The following is a 22,138-nucleotide window of genomic DNA, read 5'->3' as shown; positions in this document are numbered from 1 at the left end:
TGGAGCAGCCGGCTCAATGTCCCGAGCGCCCCCAGAGGGTTGTTCGGCAATACCTCTATCCGCAGCCTAAAGCGGCGGCGAAACCTGCCATCTGATCGTCAGGCCGGCTCGGCGTTGCGCTTTGCCCACATCGCCTGATAGGCGGGCCGGGCGACGCAGCCGTCGTACCAGGCTTTCAGCGCCGGGCGACCGTCGAACAGGGCGGCATGGCTGCGGGCGTAACGCACGATTTCAGTCACGTTGATATCGGCCACCGTAAACCGCTTGCCGACCATGAACCCGTCTTCGCCGAGATGCTTTTCAAGCACATCGAACGGCCGAGCGAGCGTGCGTGCAGCAGCCTCGATCGCCGCCTTGCCTTCGTCGGTGGATGCGCTGGACGACTGGATCGTCAGGGCCGAGGTCTCGACGCTCGTTGCCGCAAACAGCGACCACTGCACCATCTGCGCCTCTTCCTCGATCGTCTTCGGAGCGATCTCGCCGCCATGCTTGCGGGCAAGGTAGAGCGTGATGGCAAGCGATTCGTGCAGCACGAAGCCATCATCGTCCATCGACGGGATCGAGCCCATCGGATTGACGCTCAAAAACTCCGGCGACCGCGTGTTGACAGGCGCACCATCAACCGAAGCATCGTCCAGCCGATAGGCCTGGATGACCGGAATATGCTCGAACGGCAATCCCAGTTCCTCGATCAACCAGAGCGGCCGCGTCGCGCGCGAACGATAGACGCCATAGATTTTCAGCATGCGTATCTCCCATTGTGTTTCGCGGGCGACGCTAGTGCGGTTCGGCCCCGAACGGAAGATGCCGCGCCCCTCAATTCGACCGGTTGGACGTCCGCTTCTGTTTTCGGTATAGTCATCCACATTCTGATCTTTCCAAGGGCCAACCCCATGCGCGCCACCCGTTCGCTCAGCATCACCCTGCCGGTCGAGATCGCCGACATGGTCGAAGCCAAGGTCGCCTCCGGCGAATACGCCTCGGAAAGCGACGTGATCGCCGAGGGCCTGCGCCCGATGGCAGCGCACGATGCCGCGATCGAGGCATGGCTGAGGGACGAGGTCATGCCGACGCTTCAGGCCATCGACGCGGGAATCATTAAAACCCGTCCGCTGGAGGAGACCCGCAAGCGTTTGCACGCCAGGCTCGACCGTATGGTTGGCGAAGGAAAATGAACTACACGGTTCGCTTTTCTGACGCGGCCGAAGACGATGTGATCGAACTTTTGACCTATCTCTTGCCACGTGCCGGAGAGCGGGTTGCTCGGCTCTATGTCGACCAAATCGTCGACCATTGTCACTCGTTCGAGCGCTTTCCGGAACGGGGATCACGCCTGGAAAGCAAACTCGGCGTCCGCCTTGTCGGCTACCGCAAGAAGGCGACGATCGCTTTCATGATCGAAGGCAACACCGTCACCATCCTGCGCATCTTCCACCACGGCCGCAACATCGATTTCGACGCCAGCCCCGAAGCTCCCGACCCCGAAACCTAACCAACCCGGTTGCCGCTAACCGTCAGATGCGGAAGCGCCGCAGCCGCATCACCCGACCCGCTCAACTCTTCCGTTGCAGCCTCCGTCCAGCGATAGCCGATCACGCCGCCATCCTTCACGTCCTGAAACACGTTGCCGGTGATCACTGTCGAACCGGCCCCTTCGGCAACGCTGACGGCGCAGCCGACTTTAGCCCCCCGCACGATATTGTTGGCGGCGACGACGTTGCGCAGGTAGGGGCCGAAGCCGAGGGCCAGGCCCCAGAGGGCGGCGTTTTCCACCACGTTGCCTGTGATCGCCGTGTCGGCCTCGGCGCTGATGCCGACGCCGAAGATTGCGCCGTCGAGTTTGTAGGGGCCGGTTGCCGAAAGGTTGCGGACGATATTACCTGAAATGGTCGAAAGCCTGCCGCCTTCGTTGAAATTGACGACGGAAATGCCGTTTGCCGCGCCATCCACCGTATTGCCTGAAATGACGGCGCCCTCGAACGAGAATTCCGCATAGATCGCCGTCTCGCCGGAGCGAAAGCACTGGTTGCCGGAAATCTGCGCGTTGGAGGAGCTGTTGGCGCGGATCGCCGAAAAGGCAGAGTCGGTGATGTGGTTGCCGCTCACCATCACGTTGGCCGCGCGAAACAGGTTGATCGCATTGCCATATTGCCCGGTGCCGCCATTTCTGGCGCCGATCCGGAAGATGCGGTTACCCGTGACGATGCTGCCATCGACGCCTTTCTCCCAGCGATGGATGAGAATGCCGCCATTGCCGCAATCGAACACGCTGTTGCCGGTGACCGATAGACCGGTGCTTTCCACCGCATAGAGCGCGTAGTCGGCAGCGCCCGATATCTTGGAGCGCTCGATGCTCCCGCCGCATCGCTCCAGCTGGATCGCGGATTTGCGCGCGCCGAGGATTTCGCAATTGTCGATGGAAACGTCGGGAATGCCGGAGAAATGGATAAGGGCAGGGGTCTGATCATCCAGCCAGCGATTGCCGCCATCGATCACCAGATTGGAAAGCTCGATCCGCCGTGCCGCGGTTGCGCGGATAAACGATCCGTCGCCGGAATAGACCAGCCTGGAAGCGCCTGAAACGCCGACCAGCCGCGTGTTGTCGGGAAGGTCGAGACCGGAGACGCGGTAGTCGCCGGGCGGCAGGTAGACCGGCTTGTTCTGCCGTGCCGCCTGTTCGATCAGCGCCAGCAACTTGCGGCTGGAAACATCGCCGCCATCAGGCGCCACGCCATGGTCGCGTGCATCGATCGAGCCGCGCAGATCAACGGTCGAAACGCTGGCGGGTGCTGCAAGCGCTGGCAGCGGCAATGCGGCAACCACAGCGCCTGTCATGCCCCAGCCCAGCATTTTGCGTCTCGAAATCATTCAGCCCGTCTCCATCATCTCCTAAACCAAGCATTTATCGTGCCAGCGGAAGTGTGTGGTTTCGGGACGGGTGAAGGCCCGGTCAGGAATGCGGGCTGCGGCCCGCGCCGCCCGGATAGACCGCTTCGAAGCCGGAAATGAACTTCTCAAACAGATGCGAAAACGCCGAAAGCTCTTCCTCCGGCCAGTCGCCAAGCACATTCACCAGCACCGAACGCTTGACCGCCTGTAGCTCGGTCAGCAGCGCATCGCCAATCTCGGTGCGCACCAGCAGCGAGCGCCGCCCGTCTTCCTGCGAAGCATCACGCCTGAGAACGCCGCTCGACACGAGATCGGTCACCAGACGGCTGCCGCGCGAGGGGTCTATCCGCATCGTCTCGGCAATCGCGCCCACGGTGATTTCGCCCTCGATCCGGCCCATCACATCCAGCACGTCAAGATGCGCCGTTTCCAGACCCGGAACCGTGTTGGCGATTGCGGTGCGCGCGATCATCCGGCGCCCCATCAGATGCCGCATCCGGGTCAGGTTGTCGCTGACACGCAAAAGCCCCTCCGCAAAAGCAGCGGTTTCGGTCGGGGGCTGTGGGTCTGATTGAGAAATCGTGGTCGTCATCTGCGCAACTTATCAGCAGGTGCCGGGTTGTTTCAACGAAATTGTTGCTGGGTGCATCTGTCTGTCATTGACAATTATATGCTGAAGTCACATAAATTCGCCGACCCCTCAGGAAGTATGCCATGGATATGTCACGCCCGGCCCAGACCCCGCTTGTTGCCGACAAACGGCAGCGTCTGTTCGTTTTCTGGTTCCTGATGGCGGCGCTGTTCATGGCGGCGCTCGACAATCACATCGTCTCCACGGCACTTCCCACCATCGTCGGCGAGTTCGGCCAGATGGAGAGTTTCGGCTGGGTCTCCTCGGCCTTTCTTCTGGCCATGAGCGCGGTCATGCCGATCTACGGCAAGCTGGGCGATCTGTTCGGCCGCAAATATGTGATGCTGTTTGCCATCGTTCTCTTCACGCTCGGGTCGGTTCTGTGCGGCTTTGCCTGGTCGATGAATTCGCTGATTGCGGCCCGCGTCTTCCAGGGCCTTGGTGGCGGCGGCATAATGGTGTCGATCTTCTCTATCAATGCGGATCTGTTCGAGCCGCGCGAGCGGGCGAAATATCAGAGCTATTCCAGCCTGATGATCATGGCCGCCGGAAGCATCGGCCCGGTTCTCGGCGGCACGCTCAGCGATCTGTTCGGCTGGCGCTCGATCTTCCTGATCAACCTGCCGCTCGGGGTCATCGTCGTGACAGGCCTCGCCCTGCTGCTTCCCTATCGCCGCCCGCAGCGCAAGCCGAAGATCGATTATGCCGGCGCCGTCGTTCTGGCACTGACGATCGCAAGCCTCGTCACCTTTGCCGATAGCCACCAGCTGTTCGGCTCGCTGATGGCATTCGAATCGCTGGTCCTTCTCGGCTTCGGCATGGCCTGCGCCGGCCTCTGGGTCTTCGTCGAAAGCCGCGTCCCCGAACCGATCGTGCCCTTGAAACTATTCAGGGACAGCACCTTCTCGCTGTTTCTCATCATCACGCTCTGCTCCGGCGCCGTCGGCATCGGCATGGTCAACTATTACGCGCTCTTCCTGCAGACGACGACGGGCCTGTCGCCATCGCAGGCCGGCCTGTTCTTCATCGGCCTCACCGGCGGCATCGTCGTCGGCTCCATGTCGGCGGGAAGGTTGATTTCCATCACCGGCCGCTACAAGCCGTTCGCCGTGTTGGGCCTGGTCATGAGCATCGGCGCTCTTCTGCTTCTGTCGCAGGTGACGTCAGCTACGCCGCTCTGGCTCGTTGCCATTCTGCTGATGCTCCAGGGTCTTGCCGTCGGCTTCGGCCAGCAGGCACCGATCATCGGCGTCCAGAATTCCGCCCCGCGCGAAGACATGGGTGCCGCCACCGGTGCCGTGACGCTGATGCGAATGGGCGGCGCCTCGATCGCCATCTCGCTCTACGGCGCCATCATCGGCTCGTCGGTCAAGGGCAGCGGCGTGGCCATTCCAGGCGTTGCCGATATCGGCGCGCTTACCCCGAAAGTGCTCGATCAGTTGCCGCAGGCCTCGCGTGAGGCGGTGGCCTCCGTCTACTTCTCCGCCTTCACGCCGCTCTTCTTCGCCGCCGCCGTGATCGCCGCCATCGGCCTGATCGCCGCCCTTTTCCTCAAGCCGAAACGCCTGCCGACTGCGCAAGTCCAGGCCGCCGCACAACAAAACAAGCTGCCCACCCCGTAAGGCTCTTCCAAGCGGGCTTTCCTCGCCTATCTCTCGTCCTATGAAACCCGAGGCACTGCTTCATCCCACACCGGCCGGCCTGTTCTGCCCCGTCGGCGGCTTCCATGTGGATCCGGTGCGCCCTGTCGAGCGGGCGCTGATCACCCATGGCCATTCCGACCATGCCCGCGCCGGCCACACCCATGTGCTCGCCACCCGCCAGACACTCGACATCATGAAGATCCGCTACGGCGACGACTTCTGCACCTCCGAACAGGAGGCTGCATGGGGCGAGGTGATCGATGTCGGCGGCGTCAATGTCAGCTTCCATCCGGCCGGCCACGTGCTCGGCTCCGCCCAGATCGCGCTCGAGCATAAGGATCTGCGCATCGTCGTCTCAGGCGATTACAAGCGTGGCGTCGACCCGACCTGCGCACCCTTCGTGCCCGTCTCCTGCGATGTCTTCATCACCGAGGCAACCTTCGGCCTGCCGGTCTTCCACCATCCCCACCCGCGCGAGGAAATCGGCAAGCTGTTGACCTCGCTCAAGCAGTTTCCCGACCGCAGCCACATGGTCGGCGCCTACGCTTTGGGAAAGGCGCAGCGGGTGATCCGCCTGATCCGCGACAGCGGCTATGACGAACCGATCTACATCCACGGCGCGCTCACAAAACTCTGCGACTATTACGAAAGCCAGGGCATCGCGCTCGGCGAAATCCGCCCCGCGACGATCGACAAGAGCAGCCCCGACCTGTTCAAGGGCGCCGTCGTCGTCGGCCCGCCCTCGGCCTTCCAGGATCGCTGGGCCCGCCGCTTCAACGAACCCCTGATCGCCTTTGCCTCCGGCTGGATGATGGTGCGCCAACGCGCCAAACAAAGCGGCGTTGAGCTGCCGCTGGTGATTTCCGACCACTGCGACTGGCCCGAACTCCTGGAAACCATCAACGAGGTTGCCCCCTCCGAAGTCTGGGTCACCCACGGCCGCGAGGAAGCGCTGGTACGCTGGTGCGAACTGAAGGGCATTCCAGCGCGGCCGCTGCACCTGGTCGGCTATGAGGACGAGGGGGATTGATGATGACTTCGATGTTGGAAAAAGACCCCTCCCCACCCTCCCCACAAGGGGGAGGGCTAGAGCTCGTCGCGCCGCTGTCGCACAACAGGACCAGTTCCGTGCCGCTGGTTTTCTCCCCCTTGTGGGGGAGATGGCCGGCAGGCCAGAGGGGGTATTTCGAAGAGTGCTGCGCCCATGAAACCCTTCGCCACCCTGCTTGACCGCCTCGTCCTCACCCCGTCGCGCAATGGCAAGATCACGCTGCTGGTCGACTACTTCCGCACCACGCCCGATCCCGATCGCGGCTATGGCCTCGCGGCGCTGGCAAGCGCGCTTGATCTCAAAAGCGTCAAGCCCGCCATGTTGCGCGAACTGGTGTTGGAGCGCATGGATGCGGTTCTGTTCCAGTATTCCTACGACTATGTCGGCGATCTCGCCGAGACCATTGCCTTGGTCTGGGATGGCCTCGAAAAGGACGACACCACCGACGCCGAACAGCCGCGTCTGTCCGAAGTCGTCGCCCGCATGAATTCGCTCGGCCGCACCGAGGTCCGCTCAGCCGTCCGCGATCTGCTCGATCATGTAGATCCCTCCGGCCGTTTCGCCTTCCTCAAACTCGTCACCGGTTCACTGCGCATCGGCGTTTCGGCGCGGCTTGCAAAGCAGGCCCTGTCGGAAATGTCGGGCAAGGATGTGACCGAGATCGAAACGCTCTGGCACGGGCTGGAGCCGCCCTATGTGTCGCTGTTTGCCTGGCTGGAAGGCCATGCCGACAAGCCGGTTCTGGCGACGCCCGCGATCTTTCATTCGGTCATGCTCGCCAATCCGGTCGAAAGCGGCGATCTCGAAAAGCTAGATCCCGCCGATTATGCCGCCGAGTGGAAATGGGATGGCATCCGCGTCCAGATGTCGGCCCATGGCGGCACGAAGAAACTCTATTCCCGCTCCGGCGATGATATTACCGGCGCCTTTCCCGATATCGTCGAGCAGATCAATTTCGACGGCGTCGTCGATGGTGAGCTTCTCGTCGGCGGCACGATGCGATCCAACAATCCCACCCGCACCTTTTCCGACCTGCAGCAGCGCCTCAACCGCAAGACTGTGAACGCGAAGATGCTGGAGGATTACCCCGCCTTCGTACGCGCCTACGATATCCTGTTCGACGGCGAGGCGGATGTGCGTGCAAAAGGATTCCTCGAGCGCCGCGAACGCCTGTCCGAGGTGATCGGCCACGCCCCGCATGACCGGTTCGACCTGTCCGATCTCGTGCCGTTCACCACCTGGGATGAGCTCGAAGCCCTGCGCCGTGATCCGCCGGATCCGGTCATCGAAGGCGTCATGATCAAGCGCCGCGACAGCGTCTATCAGGCCGGCCGGCTAAAAGGCCCATGGTTCAAGTGGAAACGCGATCCCTATAATGTCGATGCGGTCATGCTCTATGCCCAGCGCGGCCATGGCAAGCGCTCCAGCTACTACTCCGATTTCACCTTCGGCGTGTGGACGGATGGCCCGGATGGCGATCATCTCGTGCCCGTCGGCAAAGCCTATTTCGGCTTTACCGATGCGGAACTGGAAGTGCTGGACAAGTTCGTGCGCGACAACACGGTCGAGCGTTTCGGGCCGGTGAGGGCGGTGCGCGCCGACAAGGATTTCGGCTTCGTGCTGGAAGTTGCCTTCGAGGGCATCAACCGCTCGACGCGCCACAAGTCCGGCGTCGCCATGCGCTTTCCCCGCATTGCACGGCTGCGGATGGACAAGCTGCCGCGCGATGCCGACCGGCTGGAAACGCTGACCGCGATGATCGATGCCAAAACGGCGGACGCGAAGATGTGACCGCCGGCCCGCTTGCGTTTAGAACCGTCGGGGTTACGCTTAATCCCGATATCTGAGACTACTCATATCCTTATAGACGGTCGTTCCATGTCAATCACCCGCCGCATGCTGATGACCGGTCTGGCACTCGGTGCACTTGGTTCCCTTGCTGCACCCCAGGCCCTGGCCGCGCCCTTTCCCGTCCCCGAAACCCTGCCGCTGGAAAAGGAAGATTATGCCGAAGCCAGGCGTCGCTTCCGCACGCATCTTCTGAAGCACGGTCCGGCGCCCGAAGCCTCGCCACCGCTCGGGACCCCGCCGGGTGCGCAAAAGGTCCTCTATCACGGCGGTCCGGATGGCTCGCTCGAACTGATCGCCTGGCTTTCCCATTACGAAGCCTCGGGCAAGTCGAAGCCGGCGGTGCTTTTCCTGCACGGCGGCAATGCCACCGGCGACGGCCACTGGGAACTGATGAAAGCTTACTGGGAAGCGGGCTTCGTGGTCCTGCATCCATCCTTTCGCGGCGAAAACGGCCAGGCCGGCAATTTCTCCGGTTTCTACGACGAAACCTCCGATGCGCTGGCAGCCGCCACCTATCTGGAAAACCTGCCCGGCATCGATCGCAGCCGGCTTTTTATCGCCGGCCACAGCAATGGCGGCACGCTGTCGCTTCTTTCAGGCATGACGCGCCGGTTCAGGGCCGCAGTTCCAATTTCCGCCGGCGTCAATTCCTGGCGCTTCTTTACCCGATACTCGAACGAAGTGCCCTTCGATGCGGCCGATCCGAAAGAGTTCGTGATGCGGTCATCCGCCTGTTTCGGGCCGAGCCTCAAATGCCCGACACTGCTTTTGCGCGGCTCGGAAGAACGCCCTTTCGATGCCGACCACCAGCTGCTGATCGATCGTGCCCGCTCTGCCGGCGTTGCGATCGACAAGAAGCTTCTGCCGGGCAATCACAGCGGCGTGGTGCCGGGAGCCGTGGTCGAAAGCATCCGCTTCTTCAATCAGTTCACGTGATCCGCCCTAGCCAAGTGCCACCGCTCCAGCCTCGCGAAAGCGCTGCCTGACAGATTGCCGCCGACGTCATCAATGCCGAAGCGGGACTGCCATGCAAAACAAAGCCTTATCGCTCAGCCGGACCTCCGGTCTTGCGGCCGTTCTTGTGGCGACGACGGCACTCAGCGGTTGCCAGGTGCCGTTCGTCACCGATACGACCCGCATGGATCCGGCCGTGTTTGCCCGCGAAACCACGCCGGTCTTCTATCAGCCGGCCTATAACGAGCCGGTCCAGCCGCAGCCTCTTCCCCAGAAGGAGGCTATTCCGCAAAAGCGTCAGCTTTATCAGACGCAGTTCCACCAGACCTACGGCATGCCGGTCTCCAACCCCGTGCACCGGGTCATGTACGAGGTGATCCGCGACGACGGCCACACGCTGCCGGCCATTCCCTATTCGCGCATCGACAACCGTTTTCTGCGCCAGGATGTGTCCTACCAGACCAATGAAGCACCCGGCACGCTGGTGGTCGATACCCGTGCCAACTTCCTCTATCTCGTGCAGCCCGGCGGCAAGGCGATCCGCTATGGCGTCGGTCTCGGCAAGGCGGGCTTTGCCTGGTCCGGCCGCGGCGTCATCCAGCGCAAGGCGAAATGGCCGCGCTGGACGCCATCAGGCGAAATGGTCTCGCGCCAGCCGGAACTGCGCCAGTTCGCAGCAGCAGCCGGCGGCGCCGATCCCGGCCTCAACAACCCGCTCGGTGCCCGCGCGCTCTATATCTACAAGGACGGCAAGGACACGCTCTATCGCGTTCACGGCACGCCGGACTGGCAGTCCGTCGGCAGGGCAACCTCGTCCGGCTGCGTCCGCATGCTCAACCAGGATGTCATCGACCTGTTCGACCGCGTCCCGAACGGCACTCCGATCGTCGTAATCTGACCGTTGACGCGTGGCAAAACTGCCCACGGCAAGCTTGCATGTCGCGCGTCAATCCCTCATGTCTCGTATCTGCCCTCACACACAGTGAAGTGATTACGCTGTTGCGCAGGGGACACAGGCTGTGTCGCATCCCTGTGATGGTGTGTGTCAACCTCGTGAATGGTCGATGAAGCTGGCCGCGTTATGTGATAGTGGAGCAAAACATCAGGCAGGGAACCAATCGGTTCGATTGCCGTTAAAATTTGCTTTTGCAGTGACGCGTTCCTCTAGGGTGACTTTCCGAACATGATTTCCAACTCTTCTTTCTCCCGACGGGGCTTCCTGTCCATGCTGGGTGTCGGCGCTGCCTCGACGCTCGCGAGTTGCGCTTCCACTGCGCCGGGCCCTTCCGGCAACATCGTCACCTACCGTGACGGCGTCGCCCTCCGCAACGACGGCCTTCCGCCGGTTGGCGGCGATCCCGAAGCCGCAATGATGTACGGCGCCGTCGAAGATGGTGGCTATCTCATCCCCGCAATTCCCTATGAGCGGATCAATCCGCGCTACTATCGCCAGCGCGTTGTCGATCCGACAGGCGAACGCCCGGGCACGATCGTCGTCGACACCCCGTCGCGCTTCCTCTATCTGGTCGAGCCCGGCGGTTCGGCCATGCGCTACGGCGTCGGCATCGGTCGCGATGGCTTTGCCTGGAGCGGCGAGGGCGTCATCCAGTGGCGTCAGAAGTGGCCGAAATGGACCCCGCCGGACGAAATGGTCGCGCGCCAGCCGCAACTGGTCAAGTATTCAATCGCAAACGGCGGCATGCCTCCGGGCCTCACAAACCCGCTCGGCGCCCGCGCGCTCTACATCTTCCAGAACGGCCAGGACACGCTCTACCGCCTGCACGGTTCGCCGGAATGGAACTCGATCGGCAAAGCCGTCTCCTCGGGCTGCGTCCGCCTGATGAACCAGGACATCATCGACCTCTATGAGCGCGTCCCCAACAAGGCCCGCGTCGTCGTCTGGCAGTAAGCATCTTCTTGATCTACGACGAAAAGGCTGCGGGAGACCGCAGCCTTTTTTGCATCCGGTAACCATCCATCCCTCGGCAATGGCGCCATCGGCTGACTTCTCTCCCCGTTCCCCGTTCACTATCTCCCGCCCCGACCCTGACTTCGGGCCATCGTGCCCTATCTTATGCCTAGCGACCATGTCGCTGGACTAATGCCGGTTCAAGTTCCGTGCCATCGAATGTGCGCGCGATGATCCGGCAATACCTATCACCAAGGGAGTTACTCCATGCCCATTCTTTACACGACCAAGGGTTCCGCAACCGGTGGCCGCTCCGGCCACGGTGCTTCCGACAACGGCGTGCTTGACGTCACGCTGACGGTTCCGAAGGAACTCGGCGGCGATGGCGCCACCGGCACCAATCCGGAACAGCTGTTTGCGGTCGGCTATTCCGCCTGCTTCCTCGGCGCGCTGAAAGCCGTCGCTGCCAAGGAAAAGGTGAAGATCCCCGACGAGGCCAAGGTCACCGCAACGGTCGGCATCGGCCCGCGCGAAGATGGTGGCGGCTTCGGCATCGAAGTCTCGCTGTCGGTCAACGCCCCCGGCATCGAACGCGCCCAGCTCGAAGACCTGGTCGCCAAGGCGCATATCGTCTGCCCTTACAGCCACGCGATGCGCACCTCGACCGAAGTTCAGGTGACCGTCGAGTAAAGCTTTAAAACAATGGTCCGGCGGGCAGTTCGGTTCTCGGACTGCCCGTGCGCGACGGCGAAAAGCGGCTTCGGCCGCTTTTTGTTTGCGCGAGATTCCAGCCGATTTGGATCAGCTCACAGCCTTCAACGAATCTCGCAGCTGGTCCGCATTGCCGCCGGGCAGCGCGGCATCAAGCTCTGCATGCGTCGCTTCCCAGATCGGCAGGGCTTTCGCCAGAACCGCGCGGCCATCCTCCGTCAGCGTCAAAAGCCGCCCGCGCTTGTCCTTCGGGTCGATGAAGCTGCCGATCCAGCCACGAGCGTGCAAAACTTTCAGGGCCGCAGTCAGCGTCGTGCGGTCCATGGCAAGCAGGTCGCAGACGGATTTCATCGTCGCCGGCTGTGGGCGGTTGAGCGACATCATCAGCGAGAACTGGCCATTGTTCAATCCAACCGGCTTCAGCGCCGTATCGAAGGTCCGCGCTAAGGCTCGCGCTGCCCGTTGCACATGCAGGCAAAGACAGGTGTCGCGGACATGAAGCGTGGTGGAAAACGGAACCGAATCGGGATTTGACAGCATGGAAATATTATGTTGATATCAACCTATTCTGTCAAGAAAGGGGAGGTTCTTATGGATGTCAGCGCATTCCCGACAAATGCCGTCCTGTCGAAAGACGAGTGGCTGAAGGCGCGGCTCGAGCTTCTGGCGCTCGAGAAGGAGGAAACGCGGCTGCGTGACAAGGTCCGCGCCGCCCGCCGCGCCTTGCCCTGGGTGCGGGTGGACAAGGACTACGTCTTCGACACGCCGCAGGGCGGCAAGACCTTGTCCGATCTCTTTGCCGGACGCAGCCAGCTGCTGATCTATCACTTCATGTTCGGACCCGACTGGAGCGAAGGCTGTGTCGGTTGCTCCTTCATGGCCGACCATTTCGACGGCACGCTTGCCCATCTCAACCATCACGACGTCACGCTGGTCGCCGTCTCGCGCGGCACGTTGGAGCAAATCGAGGCCTACAAGGCCCGCATGAACTGGCAGTTTCCCTGGGTCTCGTCCTACGCCACAGATTTCAACCACGACTATCGCGTTTCCTTCACGCAAGGAGAGATGCAGGGCGAGACGATCAACTACAATTTCCGCGACATGCCCGTGAGCGAAGGTTTCGAGGAGCTTCCGGGCCTGTCCGCCTTCTACAGGAATGAGGCCGGCGAGATCTTCCACACCTATTCCACCTATGCCCGCGGACCGGAGGAGGTGATCGGCACGCTGATGCTGCTCGACCGCGCGCCGCTCGGCCGCAACGAGGACAAGACGATGAGCTTCCTCAAGCGCCACGACGAATATGCGGCAAAGCCCGAGCAACAGGCGTCATCCTGCTGCCATTGAGAGCTTGTCGCCGGGTCCGTTCAACACACACAAGAGGGAGATGGGCATGCTGCAGATCGTTTCGAAATCCCGTTCGGACACGCATGGAAAGTTCATCTGGTGCGAACTGATCACGTCAGACACGTCTGCGGCGGGCAAGTTCTACGCCTCGGTGGTCGGCTGGAATGTCCGCGAACTCGCCATGCCCGATATGCCGTCCTATTTCCTGTTCGAAATGGGCGAGGGTGACAATTGCCCCGGCATCGGCGGCATGATGCACTTTCCGCCGGAGCTTGAAGGCAAGATGCCGCCGAACTGGACCGGCTATGTCGCCGTCGACGATGTCGATGAAACCGCAAGTGACTTCGTTTCGCTTGGCGGACGCATCCAGCGCGACCCGGAGGATATCCCGGGCGTCGGCCGGTTTGCTGTTGTGGCTGATCCGCATGGGGCGGTTCTCTGCATCATGACGCCGATCCCGCCGGCAAACCCGCCCCGCCAGCTCGGCCCCGCCGATCCCGGCAATCTCGGCTGGTGCGAGCTGATGGCGGGCGACGGCGAGGAGGCTTTCGAGTTCTATGGAAGCGTGTTCGGTTGGGCGAAGGACCATGACATGGACATGGGCGAGATGGGCGTCTACCGCATCTTTGCCTATGACGGCCATCCCGGCCAGGCGATCGGTGGCATGATGACGAAACCGGACACGGTGCCTGCGCCGTGCTGGTCCTATTACTTCAACGTCGAGGCGATTGACGCGGCCATCGAGCGCATCACGGCCGGCGGCGGTAGTGTCGTGTTCGGGCCGATGCAAGTGCCCGGCGGAAGCTGGATCGTCCAGGCCACCGATCCTCAGGGCGCCTTCTTCTGCCTCGTCGCTCCGAAGCGCTCTTGATCCCCGAAACCTTGAACCTGTCCTCGTCAGGCCTAATTGCACCTTCACGCATAAGGCCGGAGGACCCACTCATGCATCCATTGCCCCGTCCGCTGAGCCTTGTTTTCTTTAGTATCAGCACGTTCCTGGCCCTGTCCGGCATCGTCATGATCCTGACGGCTTTCAGGGGCGGCTGGCCGGTGCTGGCCCTGTTCGGGGCAGGCGCCTTCGTTTTTGCGCATATGCTCTGGCCGCAAACCTTCCACCGAAGGCGGCAGGATGCCGCAACGCTGATTGCCCGCTTTCCCGGTCCGGTCACCCTCTATTCCAGCCGCGTCCGCTATTTCTCGCTGGCCGTCGGCTGCGCAGCCTTCGCCGTCCTGCTTCTGTTTCTGCTTTTGGATGCCGACCCCGCCGATCCGCCGATGCCGGCGTTGCGACAGGCAATACTCTGGCTGGGCGTCGGCTTTCTGTCGCTCTGCGCCTCCGTCATGATGGCGGGCGTCCTCGTCGGTCAGCGGCTGGAACTGGATGGCGACGGCTTCACCATGGTCACGCTCGGGCGTCGCAAATTCTGGCGCTGGCAGGATGTCGAGGGCTTCAAGGCAGGCGCGATGACGCCGATCTCCGTGCGGTTTTTGCCCAAGCTGGAGATGAAGATGGTCGTGTTCGACGATGTCACGCTTCCGGAAACCGCGCTGATCCGCATGAGCCGCGATGCGACCGGTCGCAATTCCGGCCTCCACGATGCCTTCGGGCTCGATTTCGCCCAGCTTGCCTGGCTCCTGGAAACCTGGCGCGAAACGGCGCTCGCAGGCACGCAAGCAGCCCCTGCCGCACCCGTCCGCGACGACGAATTCGTGGCCGTCTCAGCTGCTTACCCGAACGGCTGACGACCGTTCCCGGCCGTCACTCTTCTTGCGCGGTCGTCTTCAGGTAAGCAATCACGTCGTCGATCTCGGCCTGGGTCCACAGTCCGAAGAAGCGCATGCTGGTTCCCGGCACTTTCTTTTTGGGGCTCGAGAGAAAGGCGGACAGTGCCGCGTCGTCCCAGACGAGACCGGCAGCGGCCGCATCCTTCATCGCCTGCGAATACTTGTAATCGGGAACTTGCGCTGCCGGTCGCCCGACGACGCCTTTGAGATGCGGGCCGAACCGGTTGGTCTCCCGGTCGGCCACATGACAGGCGACGCATTTCTGGTACACGCGCTTGCCTTTGCCGGCATCCGCCGCCTGCGCCGAAGAGGCGAGCGCGACAAGGGCTAGGGCGCAGAGCCCTGTCCTTGCCGCCTTGTGCATCCGCCCGGTCACCGCTTCAGACTGCCGAGAATGCCGCGCACGATCGCCCGGCCCACCTGGGTGGCGACGGTGCGGGTCACGCTTTTCATGGCAGCCTCGATGATCGTCTCGCGTTGGTAGCCGGAGCGGCCGACGGTTCTGCGGCCCTTCGGCTCGTCTTCTTCCTTGTTGCCGAAGCCGGGCAGGGTCCAGCCGGTGGTTTCGCCGGAGCCTGCGGGCGGCGCGGGATCGAGTTCATCCTCTGCCTTGCGGGCAGCGGCGGCATCGGCGGCCTGCTTTGCCCTGGCGCCCAGCATTTCAAAGGCGCTTTCGCGGTCGAGATCCTCATCATAGATCCCGAGAACCGGGCTGCGATCCATCACCGACTGCCGCTCCGCGTCGGTCAGAGGACCGATCCGACCGGATGGCGGGCGGACCAGCGTCCGTTCCACCATCGATGGTGCACCCTTGCCCTCGAGCGTCGAGACCAGCGCCTCGCCGGTACCGAGCTGGGTGATCGCTGTCGCGCAATCGAAGGCCGGGTTCGGCCGGAACGTGTCGGCCGCGGTCTTCACTGCCTTCTGCTCGCGCGGCGTATAGGCGCGCAGCGCATGCTGCACCCGGTTGCCGAGCTGGGCGAGAACGCTTTCCGGCACATCGAGCGGGTTCTGGGTCACGAAATAGACGCCGACGCCCTTGGAGCGGATCAGCCTCACCACCTGCTCCACGCGGTCGAGCAGAACCTTCGGCGCTTCGTCGAACAAAAGATGCGCCTCGTCGAAGAAGAACACCAGTTTCGGCTTGTCCGGATCGCCAACCTCGGGCAGTTCCTCGAACAGTTCCGATAGCAGCCACAGAAGGAAGGTCGCGTAGAGCCGCGGGTTCATCATCAGCTTGTCGGCGGCAAGGATCGAGATCTGGCCGTAACCGGAATTCGGGTTCACCCGCATGATGTCGGTGATCTTCAGCGCCGGCTCGCCGAAGAAATGCTCGGCACCCTGCTGTTCCAGCACCAGCAGCGCCCGCTGGATCGAGCCGACCGAAGCCTTGGAAATGAGGCCGAATTCCTTGGATAGTTCCGAGGCATTCTCGGCCATGTAATTCAGAAGCGAGGTCAGGTCCTTGAGGTCGAGCAGCGGCAGCCCGGCCTTGTCGGCCAGCTTGAAGGCGATGTTGAGCACGCCTTCCTGCGGTTCGGATGCATCCATCAGACGGGCCAGCAGAAGCGGACCCATCTCGGCGATCGTGGTGCGAACCCGGTGCCCCTTTGTGCCGTAGAGATCCCAGAAGATCACCGGGAACTGCTCGAACTCGTAGTCGGCAAAGCCGATCTGCTCGGCGCGCTTGGCGAGGAAATCCTTGGGCTCGCCCTTGGCGGCAACGCCGGAAAGATCGCCCTTGATGTCGGATGCAAAGACGGGAACGCCGGCCCGCGAAAAGCCCTCGGCCAGCACCTGCAGCGTCACGGTTTTGCCGGTGCCGGTCGCACCGGTCACCAGCCCGTGGCGGTTGCCGAATTTCATGTCCAGGAATTCGGCCTTGTTCAACGTGTCGTCAGGGTTGCGACTGCCGCCGATAAAGAGTTTCGCCTGATCGTCCGCATCAATATTCGCCATGCAACTATGCGCTCCCTAAACGCGTTCAATCCTCGGCTTTTATAGGATGCGCTGAAGAGCCGGGCAACGGCTGAAAATCGGCCAAGTGAAAACTGGCGCGAGAGGCGGAAGAAGAGGGGTGAATACGTGACGATGACGGACACAGCCGGACCGGCGGGAACTCGGACACTCGATGCGCAAGGCGTGCGCGATGCGCAGAGGGGTCGCCATGCGGATGGCCCGATGGGCATTCCGGCCCGCGGCCTCAAAGACGTGTTCTGGCGCGTCTATGCCGGCGTAACCGAAGATCGCATCACGCTGATCGCCGCCGGCGTCACCTATTACCTGCTGCTGGCGCTGTTTCCCGCCGCAAGCGCGCTCGTGTCGATCTACGGTTTCGTCGCCGATCCAGTGACGATTGCCGATCGGATCGCGTTTCTGAGCACGATCATGCCCGCCGAAGGGCTGAACATCTTTCTCGATCAGGTCCGGGCGCTTTCAAGCGAACGCGGCGCTACACTGTCGATCGGCCTGATTGCCGGTCTGGCCTTGGCCCTCTGGAGCGCCAACAACGGCATGAAGGCCCTGTTCGAGGCCATGAATGTCGCTTACGGCGAGCAGGAAAAGCGCGGCATCGTCAAGCTCAACCTGATGTCGCTGCTCTTCACGCTCGGCGCCATGCTGATTGCCATCGTCATCCTGTTTGCCATGGGCGTGGTCCCGGCATTGCTCAAATATTTCTGGCTCGACCAGTGGTCGGAAATGATCATCCGCATCGCCCGCTGGCCGTTGATGATGGTCTTCGTCACGCTCGGCATCATGGCGCTCTACCGGTTCGGCCCCAGCCGCGAGCCGGCGAAGATCCAGTGGCTGACCTGGGGTGCTGCCTTTTCCACCATTTTCTGGCTTCTCGCCTCGCTCGGCGTGTCCTACTATCTGGCCAACGTCGCCGATTACAATGCCACCTATGGCACGCTCGGCGCGCTGATCGGCTTCATGGTCTGGACATGGGTATCCGTCATCATCGTGGTTGTCGGAGCCGAGATCAACGCCGAGCTCGAGCATCAGACCTCGGTCGATTCCACCACCGGCCATCCGAAGCCGATGGGGGCGCGCGGCGCTGAAATGGCCGATACGGTCGGTGTCGCCGCCGAGGATTGATAAGCCGCCGGTTGCGCCAACCCGGGCTGCGTGGCACCAGTTGGAACACGCCTGTTGGCATCCGGCACGAGTCTATGTATGACCTTGACGTGAACGTCAAAACTGAGGAGATATTGATGAACGAGATGGTTACCCGCGTTGCCGACCGCGTCGGTCTTGCACCTGATGCCGCCGAAAAGGCGATCGGCATGATGCTGGGCTTCCTGCAGCGCGAGGCGGATGACGCTGCCGTGGCGCGGATGATCGAAGCCATTCCCGGCGCGCCGGAACTGGTCGGCAAGTTCAATGGCGAAGGTGCCGGTGGCGGCGGTCTGCTCGGCGGCCTGATGTCGAGTTTTGGCGGCGGCGGCATCATGACGCTCGGCCAGCAGCTGATGTCGCAGGGCCTCGGCATGGGCGAGATCACCGCACTCGCCAAGGAAACCATGGCTGTTGCGCGCGAACATGCCGGCGATGAAACAGTCGATACGGTCATCGCATCGGTGCCCGGCCTCAGCCAGTTCGTGTGATCTCAACTTGTGAATCGAAAGCCGCTGGCCCGCAGCCGGCGGCTTTTCTAAATCATCAGCTATGCTATAGGTCGGCGATGAGCGACAACATCATCAAGTTCCAGCGTCCGAAACCGGTCAAGCCGCCGCGCAAGTCGCCGTTCAAAAACATGGCGCCCGGTGTGAAACGCATGCTGTTCTGGGTCGCCATTATCGCGGGCCTGGTCCTGGCATTCCTCTATTTCCAGTTCGCCGGCAGCGCCCCTCCGGGCGTCTGAGCAAACCGGCCGAACGTCAGCCCTTGGCTGCCAGCCAAATCACGTGCTTTGCCCCGCGCTTGCCATTGGCGCGCGTGTTCACCACCTCGGCCTCAAAGCCCACTTCCTTCAGCCGCCGGGTGAAGCCCGCGTCGGGCCCTGACGACCAGACGGCGAGAACGCCGCCGGGCCGCAGCGCCGAACGTGCAGCGTAGAGACCACTCATCGTGTAGAGCCGGTCGTTGGAGGCCCGCGTCAACCCGTCCGGCCCGTTGTCGACATCGAGCAGGATCGCATCGAAGGCAGTGGTGGAGGAGCGGATCAACTCGCTGACATCGCCCTCGAAGATCGTCACGCGTGGATCGTCGAGGCAGCCCTTGAAGACCGGCGCCATCGGCCCGCGCGCCCAGCCGACCACGGCCGGCACCAGCTCGGCCACGGTCACCTGCGCATCCTCGGGCAAAACGGCAAGTGCCGCCCTCAGCGTGAACCCCATGCCGAGCCCGCCGATCAGCATCGACGGCTTGGCCCGCTTGCCGATCTTCTCGTGTGCGAGCGTCGCAAGCGCTTCTTCCGAACCGCTGAGACGGCTGTTCATCAGCTCGTTGGTGCCGAGCATGATCGAGAATTCCTGGCCGCGCTGCTTCAGACGCAGCTCGCCTTCCTCGCCGGGCAGGGCGCCGGGAATGGTTGCGCGGTCGAGCTGGATCCAGGGCAGCATGGGGGGATACCTCTTGGTCTGAGCGGCTTTGCTACAGAAGCGCAAAGGACGGGTCAATCCTGCGTGCCGGGGAGTTGACTTTCCACCGTATTCGCTCCATTTCACGCGCAAAGCGCTACCCGTTCGGGTGCCGCTCTTTCAAAGGACAAACCGAGATGAACCCCGACAGTCGAAGTTCGACGTCAACAGATAGACCTGCCGCTTCGGGGCTCTGAACCGTTCATATCGGTGATGCGCTCCGGGGACCTCAATGGTCCGGAATAGGAGCCGTCATGCTGCGTATCCATGCCTATGATCACGACCGCCTTGTCGCGGCCGACGCCGTAATCGCCAGTGCAGCCGCCGATGCGACGTCTGTTGCTCCGCAGCCGCCTGTGATCTGGTACGACCTGATCAACCCGACGGCCAAGGAAGAGCGCGATGTCGGCTCCCGCCTCGGGGTTACCATTCCCACCCAGGACGAGATGGAGGATATCGAACTCTCCTCCCGGCTCTACCAGGAAGACGGCGCCGAGTTCATGACCATGACCGTGCTGACACGCCCGGATGCCGGCACGCCGCACAAGGTTCCCGTCACCTTTATCGTCAAGGGCCAGGTTCTCGTTACCGTGCGCTATTCCGAGCCGCGTCCCTTCGATGCCTTCATGGCGCGTGCCCGCAAGGGCAATGGGCTCGGCCTCCATTCGGCAACCGGCGAACTGATCATGACCGGTCTGGTGGAGGCGATCATCGACCGCATGGCGGATACGCTGGAGCGGCTCGGCAACGATATCGACCAGATCTCGCGCGATATCTTTGCGGCCAAGGCCTCCAAGGTCAACAAGAAGACGCGCGACCTGCAGGAACTGATCCGGGCGATCGGCCAGAAGGGCGAGTTCATCACCGTTGTGCGCGAAAGCCTCGTCAGCGTCTCGCGCGTCGTCGCCTATTATGCGGCTCTCGACGGTGTCGATCGCAAGCTGCCCAAGGAAATGCGCCAGCGCCTGAAACTGCTACAGCGCGACGCCACCTCGCTTGGCGATCACTCGGCCTTCATGTCCGGCAAGATCAACTTCCTGCTCGACGCGACGCTGGGGCTGATCAATCTGGAGCAGAACCAGATCATCAAGATCTTCTCGGTTGCGTCCGTCGTGTTCCTGCCACCGACGCTCGTCGCATCGGTCTACGGCATGAACTTCGCCAACCAGCCGGAACTGCAGTGGCATTACGGCTATCAGCTGGCGCTCTGCCTGATGATCGTCTCGATGGCGCTGCCGTATCTCTACTTCCGCCGCAAGGGCTGGCTGTAATCACAAACCAAGACGGGCGGAGCACGGCTGCTCCGCCCGTCCTTGTCTGATCTAGGCGGCAAGACGCGCTCTAGCGTTCCTGGATCTGTGGCATGAAATCCGGCAGAAGCCTGCAGGGCTCCTTGTAGATCTCGGCTTTCTTTTCACACAGGGCTGCCACCGTCTGCGGCGTCGGTTTCTCGCCCTTGTCGATCCAGCTCAGCATGGCGGAAAACAGCGCTGCATATTGCGGCGTCGAGAGCTTGGAATGCTCCGCCTCGTCCGAAAAGTTCTGCACCAGCAGCTCGCCATTGCCGGCCTTGTCCACCGTTTGGCGATAGATCGCCTCGTGATCGACAAACACGGTAGGATCGTTCTTGGCGTGCAGGGTGATGGTCGGCGCGACGATCTGGCCGGTCAGATCGGCATCATAGGCCATCAGCCGAGCCGCTTGCGGGTCCGCCTTGAACCGCTCGACACCCTTGTTCAGCGCCGCGTCGTCGTCCGATCCCTTGTACTGAACGTTGGAATTGTCGAACGGATTCTTTCCGTCCACCCGCCGCCAGACGATGTCGGAAAACAACCCGGTCGCCCAGGCCAGATGCGCCACCAGCGTCCTTTCCGGCACCTTGGTGACGGCGAGGATATTGGCGAGGTTCTTCGCTTGCTCTGGCGACCGCTTGTCCTTCGCAAGCGAGATGCCGGTGCATTCGTCGACCCGCTGCTGCAGCTCGTCGCGCGACATCTTCGCGCCCTTGGGCAGGCCCTGCCAGACCGGATACTGCACTTCGTCGGCACGCGGATGGTTCTTGCAGTAATACTGGTAGACGGCCCGCAGATCGGCGCGGAAGTCATAGCCATGGCCGCCGCCGGCGAGCAAGCCGCTGGTCAGCACCACGCCGTCGTAATTTTTGCGGCCCCGCCAGTCGAGTGCGTAGAGTTCGGCAGTCTTTGCCGCCACATTGCCGCCCCAGGACTGGCCGTGCAGCAGGACATGCTTCGGCTCCCCGAGAAGCGCGATCGCGATCTGGCGCAGAGTGTCGGTATCGGACGCCGCCATCCGCACGCCATAGCCTTCGCGGCGATAGTTGGAACCGGCCCAGGCATAGCCCTCCTGAACGGTGACCGCGAAACGCTCGAGATCCTCGACCGGATCGTCCGGCGTAGGCTTTGCAGTGCGCGGCCCGCCATGGGCATGGACGACGAGCGTACCGTTCCAGTCCTTCGGCTTGGCGATCCAGTAATAGGCGCCGTGCGTATCCTCGCCCGCGAAGCACTCGGTCCCGGCAGGCATCGAACTCGGGCAGTCCTTTGGCGCAGGGTCCGCAGGCTTTTGCTGCGCATTGGCGGGCAGGGCGGTAACAACCATCGCTGCCGCGGACATCAATATCGTTCTGAAATGCATGAAAACTCCTCCTCTTCCAGCCCGTGACAAGACCTATGGTTCTGGCTGGGAGAGGCAAGAGAAGACGTGGCCTCGGCTGCCGCATGGGGGAGGCTCGCCGGGCAATTGGGCGGGATCCCACACAAACCACGG

Annotated in this window: 24 protein-coding genes; 16 read left to right on the top strand and 8 right to left on the bottom strand. The window is 62.4% G+C overall.

The window, feature by feature from the left end; translation table 11 throughout:
* Window positions 1-98: 98 nt before the first annotated feature.
* Entirely contained in the window at window positions 99-746 is a 648-nt protein-coding gene (locus tag ACQY1L_RS10695; protein WP_430240856.1) for a glutathione S-transferase family protein, read from the bottom strand.
* A gap of 147 nt (window positions 747-893) precedes the next feature.
* Here ACQY1L_RS10695 and ACQY1L_RS10690 point away from each other — a divergent pair, with 147 nt between their 5' ends.
* Window positions 894-1,175: a ribbon-helix-helix domain-containing protein gene (locus tag ACQY1L_RS10690; protein WP_430240855.1), complete on the top strand. Its 282-nt coding sequence runs from the start codon at window positions 894-896 to the stop codon at window positions 1,173-1,175.
* Window positions 1,172-1,492 carry a type II toxin-antitoxin system RelE/ParE family toxin gene (locus ACQY1L_RS10685; RefSeq protein ID WP_430240854.1) on the top strand — a complete coding sequence of 107 codons (321 nt, stop codon included), beginning with the start codon at window positions 1,172-1,174 and terminating at the stop codon, window positions 1,490-1,492. The genes ACQY1L_RS10690 and ACQY1L_RS10685 overlap by 4 nt, the downstream gene beginning before the upstream one ends.
* Here the strand turns inward: ACQY1L_RS10685 and ACQY1L_RS10680 are convergent.
* The gene (locus ACQY1L_RS10680; protein ID WP_430261851.1) at window positions 1,489-2,868 is read right to left on the bottom strand and encodes a TIGR03808 family TAT-translocated repetitive protein; all 1,380 of its coding nucleotides are present in this window, start codon (window positions 2,866-2,868) and stop codon (window positions 1,489-1,491) included. The genes ACQY1L_RS10685 and ACQY1L_RS10680 overlap by 4 nt on opposite strands.
* Before the next feature lie 82 nt (window positions 2,869-2,950).
* Entirely contained in the window at window positions 2,951-3,481 is a 531-nt protein-coding gene (locus tag ACQY1L_RS10675; protein WP_430240853.1) for a MarR family winged helix-turn-helix transcriptional regulator, read from the bottom strand.
* Between the two features lie 122 nt (window positions 3,482-3,603).
* Here ACQY1L_RS10675 and ACQY1L_RS10670 point away from each other — a divergent pair, with 122 nt between their 5' ends.
* From ACQY1L_RS10670 to ACQY1L_RS10640, 7 genes are all read left to right on the top strand, one after another.
* Complete coding sequence (locus tag ACQY1L_RS10670; protein ID WP_430240852.1) at window positions 3,604-5,142, top strand: MDR family MFS transporter; 1,539 nt, start codon at window positions 3,604-3,606, stop codon at window positions 5,140-5,142.
* 40 nt (window positions 5,143-5,182) lie between these two features.
* Window positions 5,183-6,193 carry a ligase-associated DNA damage response exonuclease gene (locus tag ACQY1L_RS10665; RefSeq protein WP_430240851.1) on the top strand — a complete coding sequence of 337 codons (1,011 nt, stop codon included), beginning with the start codon at window positions 5,183-5,185 and terminating at the stop codon, window positions 6,191-6,193.
* Window positions 6,194-6,367: 174 nt separating this feature from the next.
* Complete coding sequence (locus tag ACQY1L_RS10660; RefSeq protein WP_430240850.1) at window positions 6,368-8,005, top strand: cisplatin damage response ATP-dependent DNA ligase; 1,638 nt, start codon at window positions 6,368-6,370, stop codon at window positions 8,003-8,005.
* Window positions 8,006-8,092: 87 nt separating this feature from the next.
* Window positions 8,093-9,001 carry an alpha/beta hydrolase family protein gene (locus tag ACQY1L_RS10655; RefSeq protein ID WP_092661597.1) on the top strand — a complete coding sequence of 303 codons (909 nt, stop codon included), beginning with the start codon at window positions 8,093-8,095 and terminating at the stop codon, window positions 8,999-9,001.
* Between the two features lie 91 nt (window positions 9,002-9,092).
* The gene (locus ACQY1L_RS10650) at window positions 9,093-9,917 is read left to right on the top strand and encodes a L,D-transpeptidase (RefSeq protein ID WP_430240849.1); all 825 of its coding nucleotides are present in this window, start codon (window positions 9,093-9,095) and stop codon (window positions 9,915-9,917) included.
* Between the two features lie 285 nt (window positions 9,918-10,202).
* Window positions 10,203-10,928, top strand: a complete 726-nt coding sequence (locus tag ACQY1L_RS10645) for a L,D-transpeptidase (protein WP_092661600.1) — start codon at window positions 10,203-10,205, stop codon at window positions 10,926-10,928.
* A gap of 267 nt (window positions 10,929-11,195) precedes the next feature.
* Complete coding sequence (locus ACQY1L_RS10640; RefSeq protein WP_062453520.1) at window positions 11,196-11,618, top strand: organic hydroperoxide resistance protein; 423 nt, start codon at window positions 11,196-11,198, stop codon at window positions 11,616-11,618.
* Between the two features lie 111 nt (window positions 11,619-11,729).
* On the opposite strand, the gene ACQY1L_RS10635 is transcribed toward ACQY1L_RS10640, so the two are convergent.
* A complete protein-coding gene (locus ACQY1L_RS10635) occupies window positions 11,730-12,176 on the bottom strand; it encodes a MarR family winged helix-turn-helix transcriptional regulator (RefSeq protein WP_430243905.1) in 447 nt (148 codons plus the stop codon).
* A 54-nt stretch (window positions 12,177-12,230) separates the two neighbouring features.
* Between ACQY1L_RS10635 and ACQY1L_RS10630 the strand changes: the two genes are divergently transcribed.
* The 3 genes from ACQY1L_RS10630 (at window position 12,231) to ACQY1L_RS10620 (ending at window position 14,726) form a co-directional block, all read left to right on the top strand.
* A complete protein-coding gene (locus tag ACQY1L_RS10630; RefSeq protein ID WP_430240848.1) occupies window positions 12,231-12,983 on the top strand; it encodes a DUF899 domain-containing protein in 753 nt (250 codons plus the stop codon).
* Between the two features lie 46 nt (window positions 12,984-13,029).
* Window positions 13,030-13,854 (top strand): VOC family protein, encoded by an 825-nt coding sequence (locus tag ACQY1L_RS10625; protein ID WP_430240847.1) that lies wholly within the window; start codon window positions 13,030-13,032, stop codon window positions 13,852-13,854.
* Window positions 13,855-13,925: 71 nt separating this feature from the next.
* Window positions 13,926-14,726, top strand: a complete 801-nt coding sequence (locus tag ACQY1L_RS10620; protein ID WP_430240846.1) for a hypothetical protein — start codon at window positions 13,926-13,928, stop codon at window positions 14,724-14,726.
* Between the two features lie 16 nt (window positions 14,727-14,742).
* Here ACQY1L_RS10620 and ACQY1L_RS10615 read toward each other — a convergent pair whose 3' ends face one another.
* Window positions 14,743-15,132 (bottom strand): c-type cytochrome, encoded by a 390-nt coding sequence (locus ACQY1L_RS10615; RefSeq protein ID WP_430240845.1) that lies wholly within the window; start codon window positions 15,130-15,132, stop codon window positions 14,743-14,745.
* Between the two features lie 8 nt (window positions 15,133-15,140).
* Window positions 15,141-16,727: a helicase HerA-like C-terminal domain-containing protein gene (locus ACQY1L_RS10610; protein ID WP_430240844.1), complete on the bottom strand. Its 1,587-nt coding sequence runs from the start codon at window positions 16,725-16,727 to the stop codon at window positions 15,141-15,143.
* Between the two features lie 132 nt (window positions 16,728-16,859).
* Here ACQY1L_RS10610 and ACQY1L_RS10605 point away from each other — a divergent pair, with 132 nt between their 5' ends.
* From ACQY1L_RS10605 to ACQY1L_RS10595, 3 genes are all read left to right on the top strand, one after another.
* A complete protein-coding gene (locus ACQY1L_RS10605; protein ID WP_430243902.1) occupies window positions 16,860-17,867 on the top strand; it encodes a YihY/virulence factor BrkB family protein in 1,008 nt (335 codons plus the stop codon).
* Between the two features lie 116 nt (window positions 17,868-17,983).
* The gene (locus ACQY1L_RS10600) at window positions 17,984-18,376 is read left to right on the top strand and encodes a hypothetical protein (RefSeq protein WP_062454796.1); all 393 of its coding nucleotides are present in this window, start codon (window positions 17,984-17,986) and stop codon (window positions 18,374-18,376) included.
* Between the two features lie 77 nt (window positions 18,377-18,453).
* Window positions 18,454-18,633 (top strand): hypothetical protein, encoded by a 180-nt coding sequence (locus tag ACQY1L_RS10595; RefSeq protein WP_062579592.1) that lies wholly within the window; start codon window positions 18,454-18,456, stop codon window positions 18,631-18,633.
* A 16-nt stretch (window positions 18,634-18,649) separates the two neighbouring features.
* Here the strand turns inward: ACQY1L_RS10595 and ACQY1L_RS10590 are convergent, their stop codons facing one another.
* Window positions 18,650-19,333, bottom strand: coding sequence for a spermidine synthase (locus ACQY1L_RS10590; protein WP_430240843.1), 684 nt, complete (start codon window positions 19,331-19,333; stop codon window positions 18,650-18,652).
* 272 nt (window positions 19,334-19,605) lie between these two features.
* Between ACQY1L_RS10590 and ACQY1L_RS10585 the strand changes: the two genes are divergently transcribed.
* Entirely contained in the window at window positions 19,606-20,622 is a 1,017-nt protein-coding gene (locus ACQY1L_RS10585) for a magnesium transporter CorA family protein (protein WP_062453512.1), read from the top strand.
* 70 nt (window positions 20,623-20,692) lie between these two features.
* Here the strand turns inward: ACQY1L_RS10585 and ACQY1L_RS10580 are convergent, their stop codons facing one another.
* Window positions 20,693-22,006: an alpha/beta hydrolase family protein gene (locus ACQY1L_RS10580; RefSeq protein WP_430240842.1), complete on the bottom strand. Its 1,314-nt coding sequence runs from the start codon at window positions 22,004-22,006 to the stop codon at window positions 20,693-20,695.
* Between the last annotated feature and the right edge of the window lie 132 nt (window positions 22,007-22,138).

This window comes from Neorhizobium sp. DAR64862/K0K3, from assembly GCF_050500185.1.
In the GTDB taxonomy this organism is placed as follows: domain Bacteria; phylum Pseudomonadota; class Alphaproteobacteria; order Rhizobiales; family Rhizobiaceae; genus Neorhizobium; species Neorhizobium soli.
This window is presented reverse-complemented; position numbering and strand designations above follow the sequence as displayed.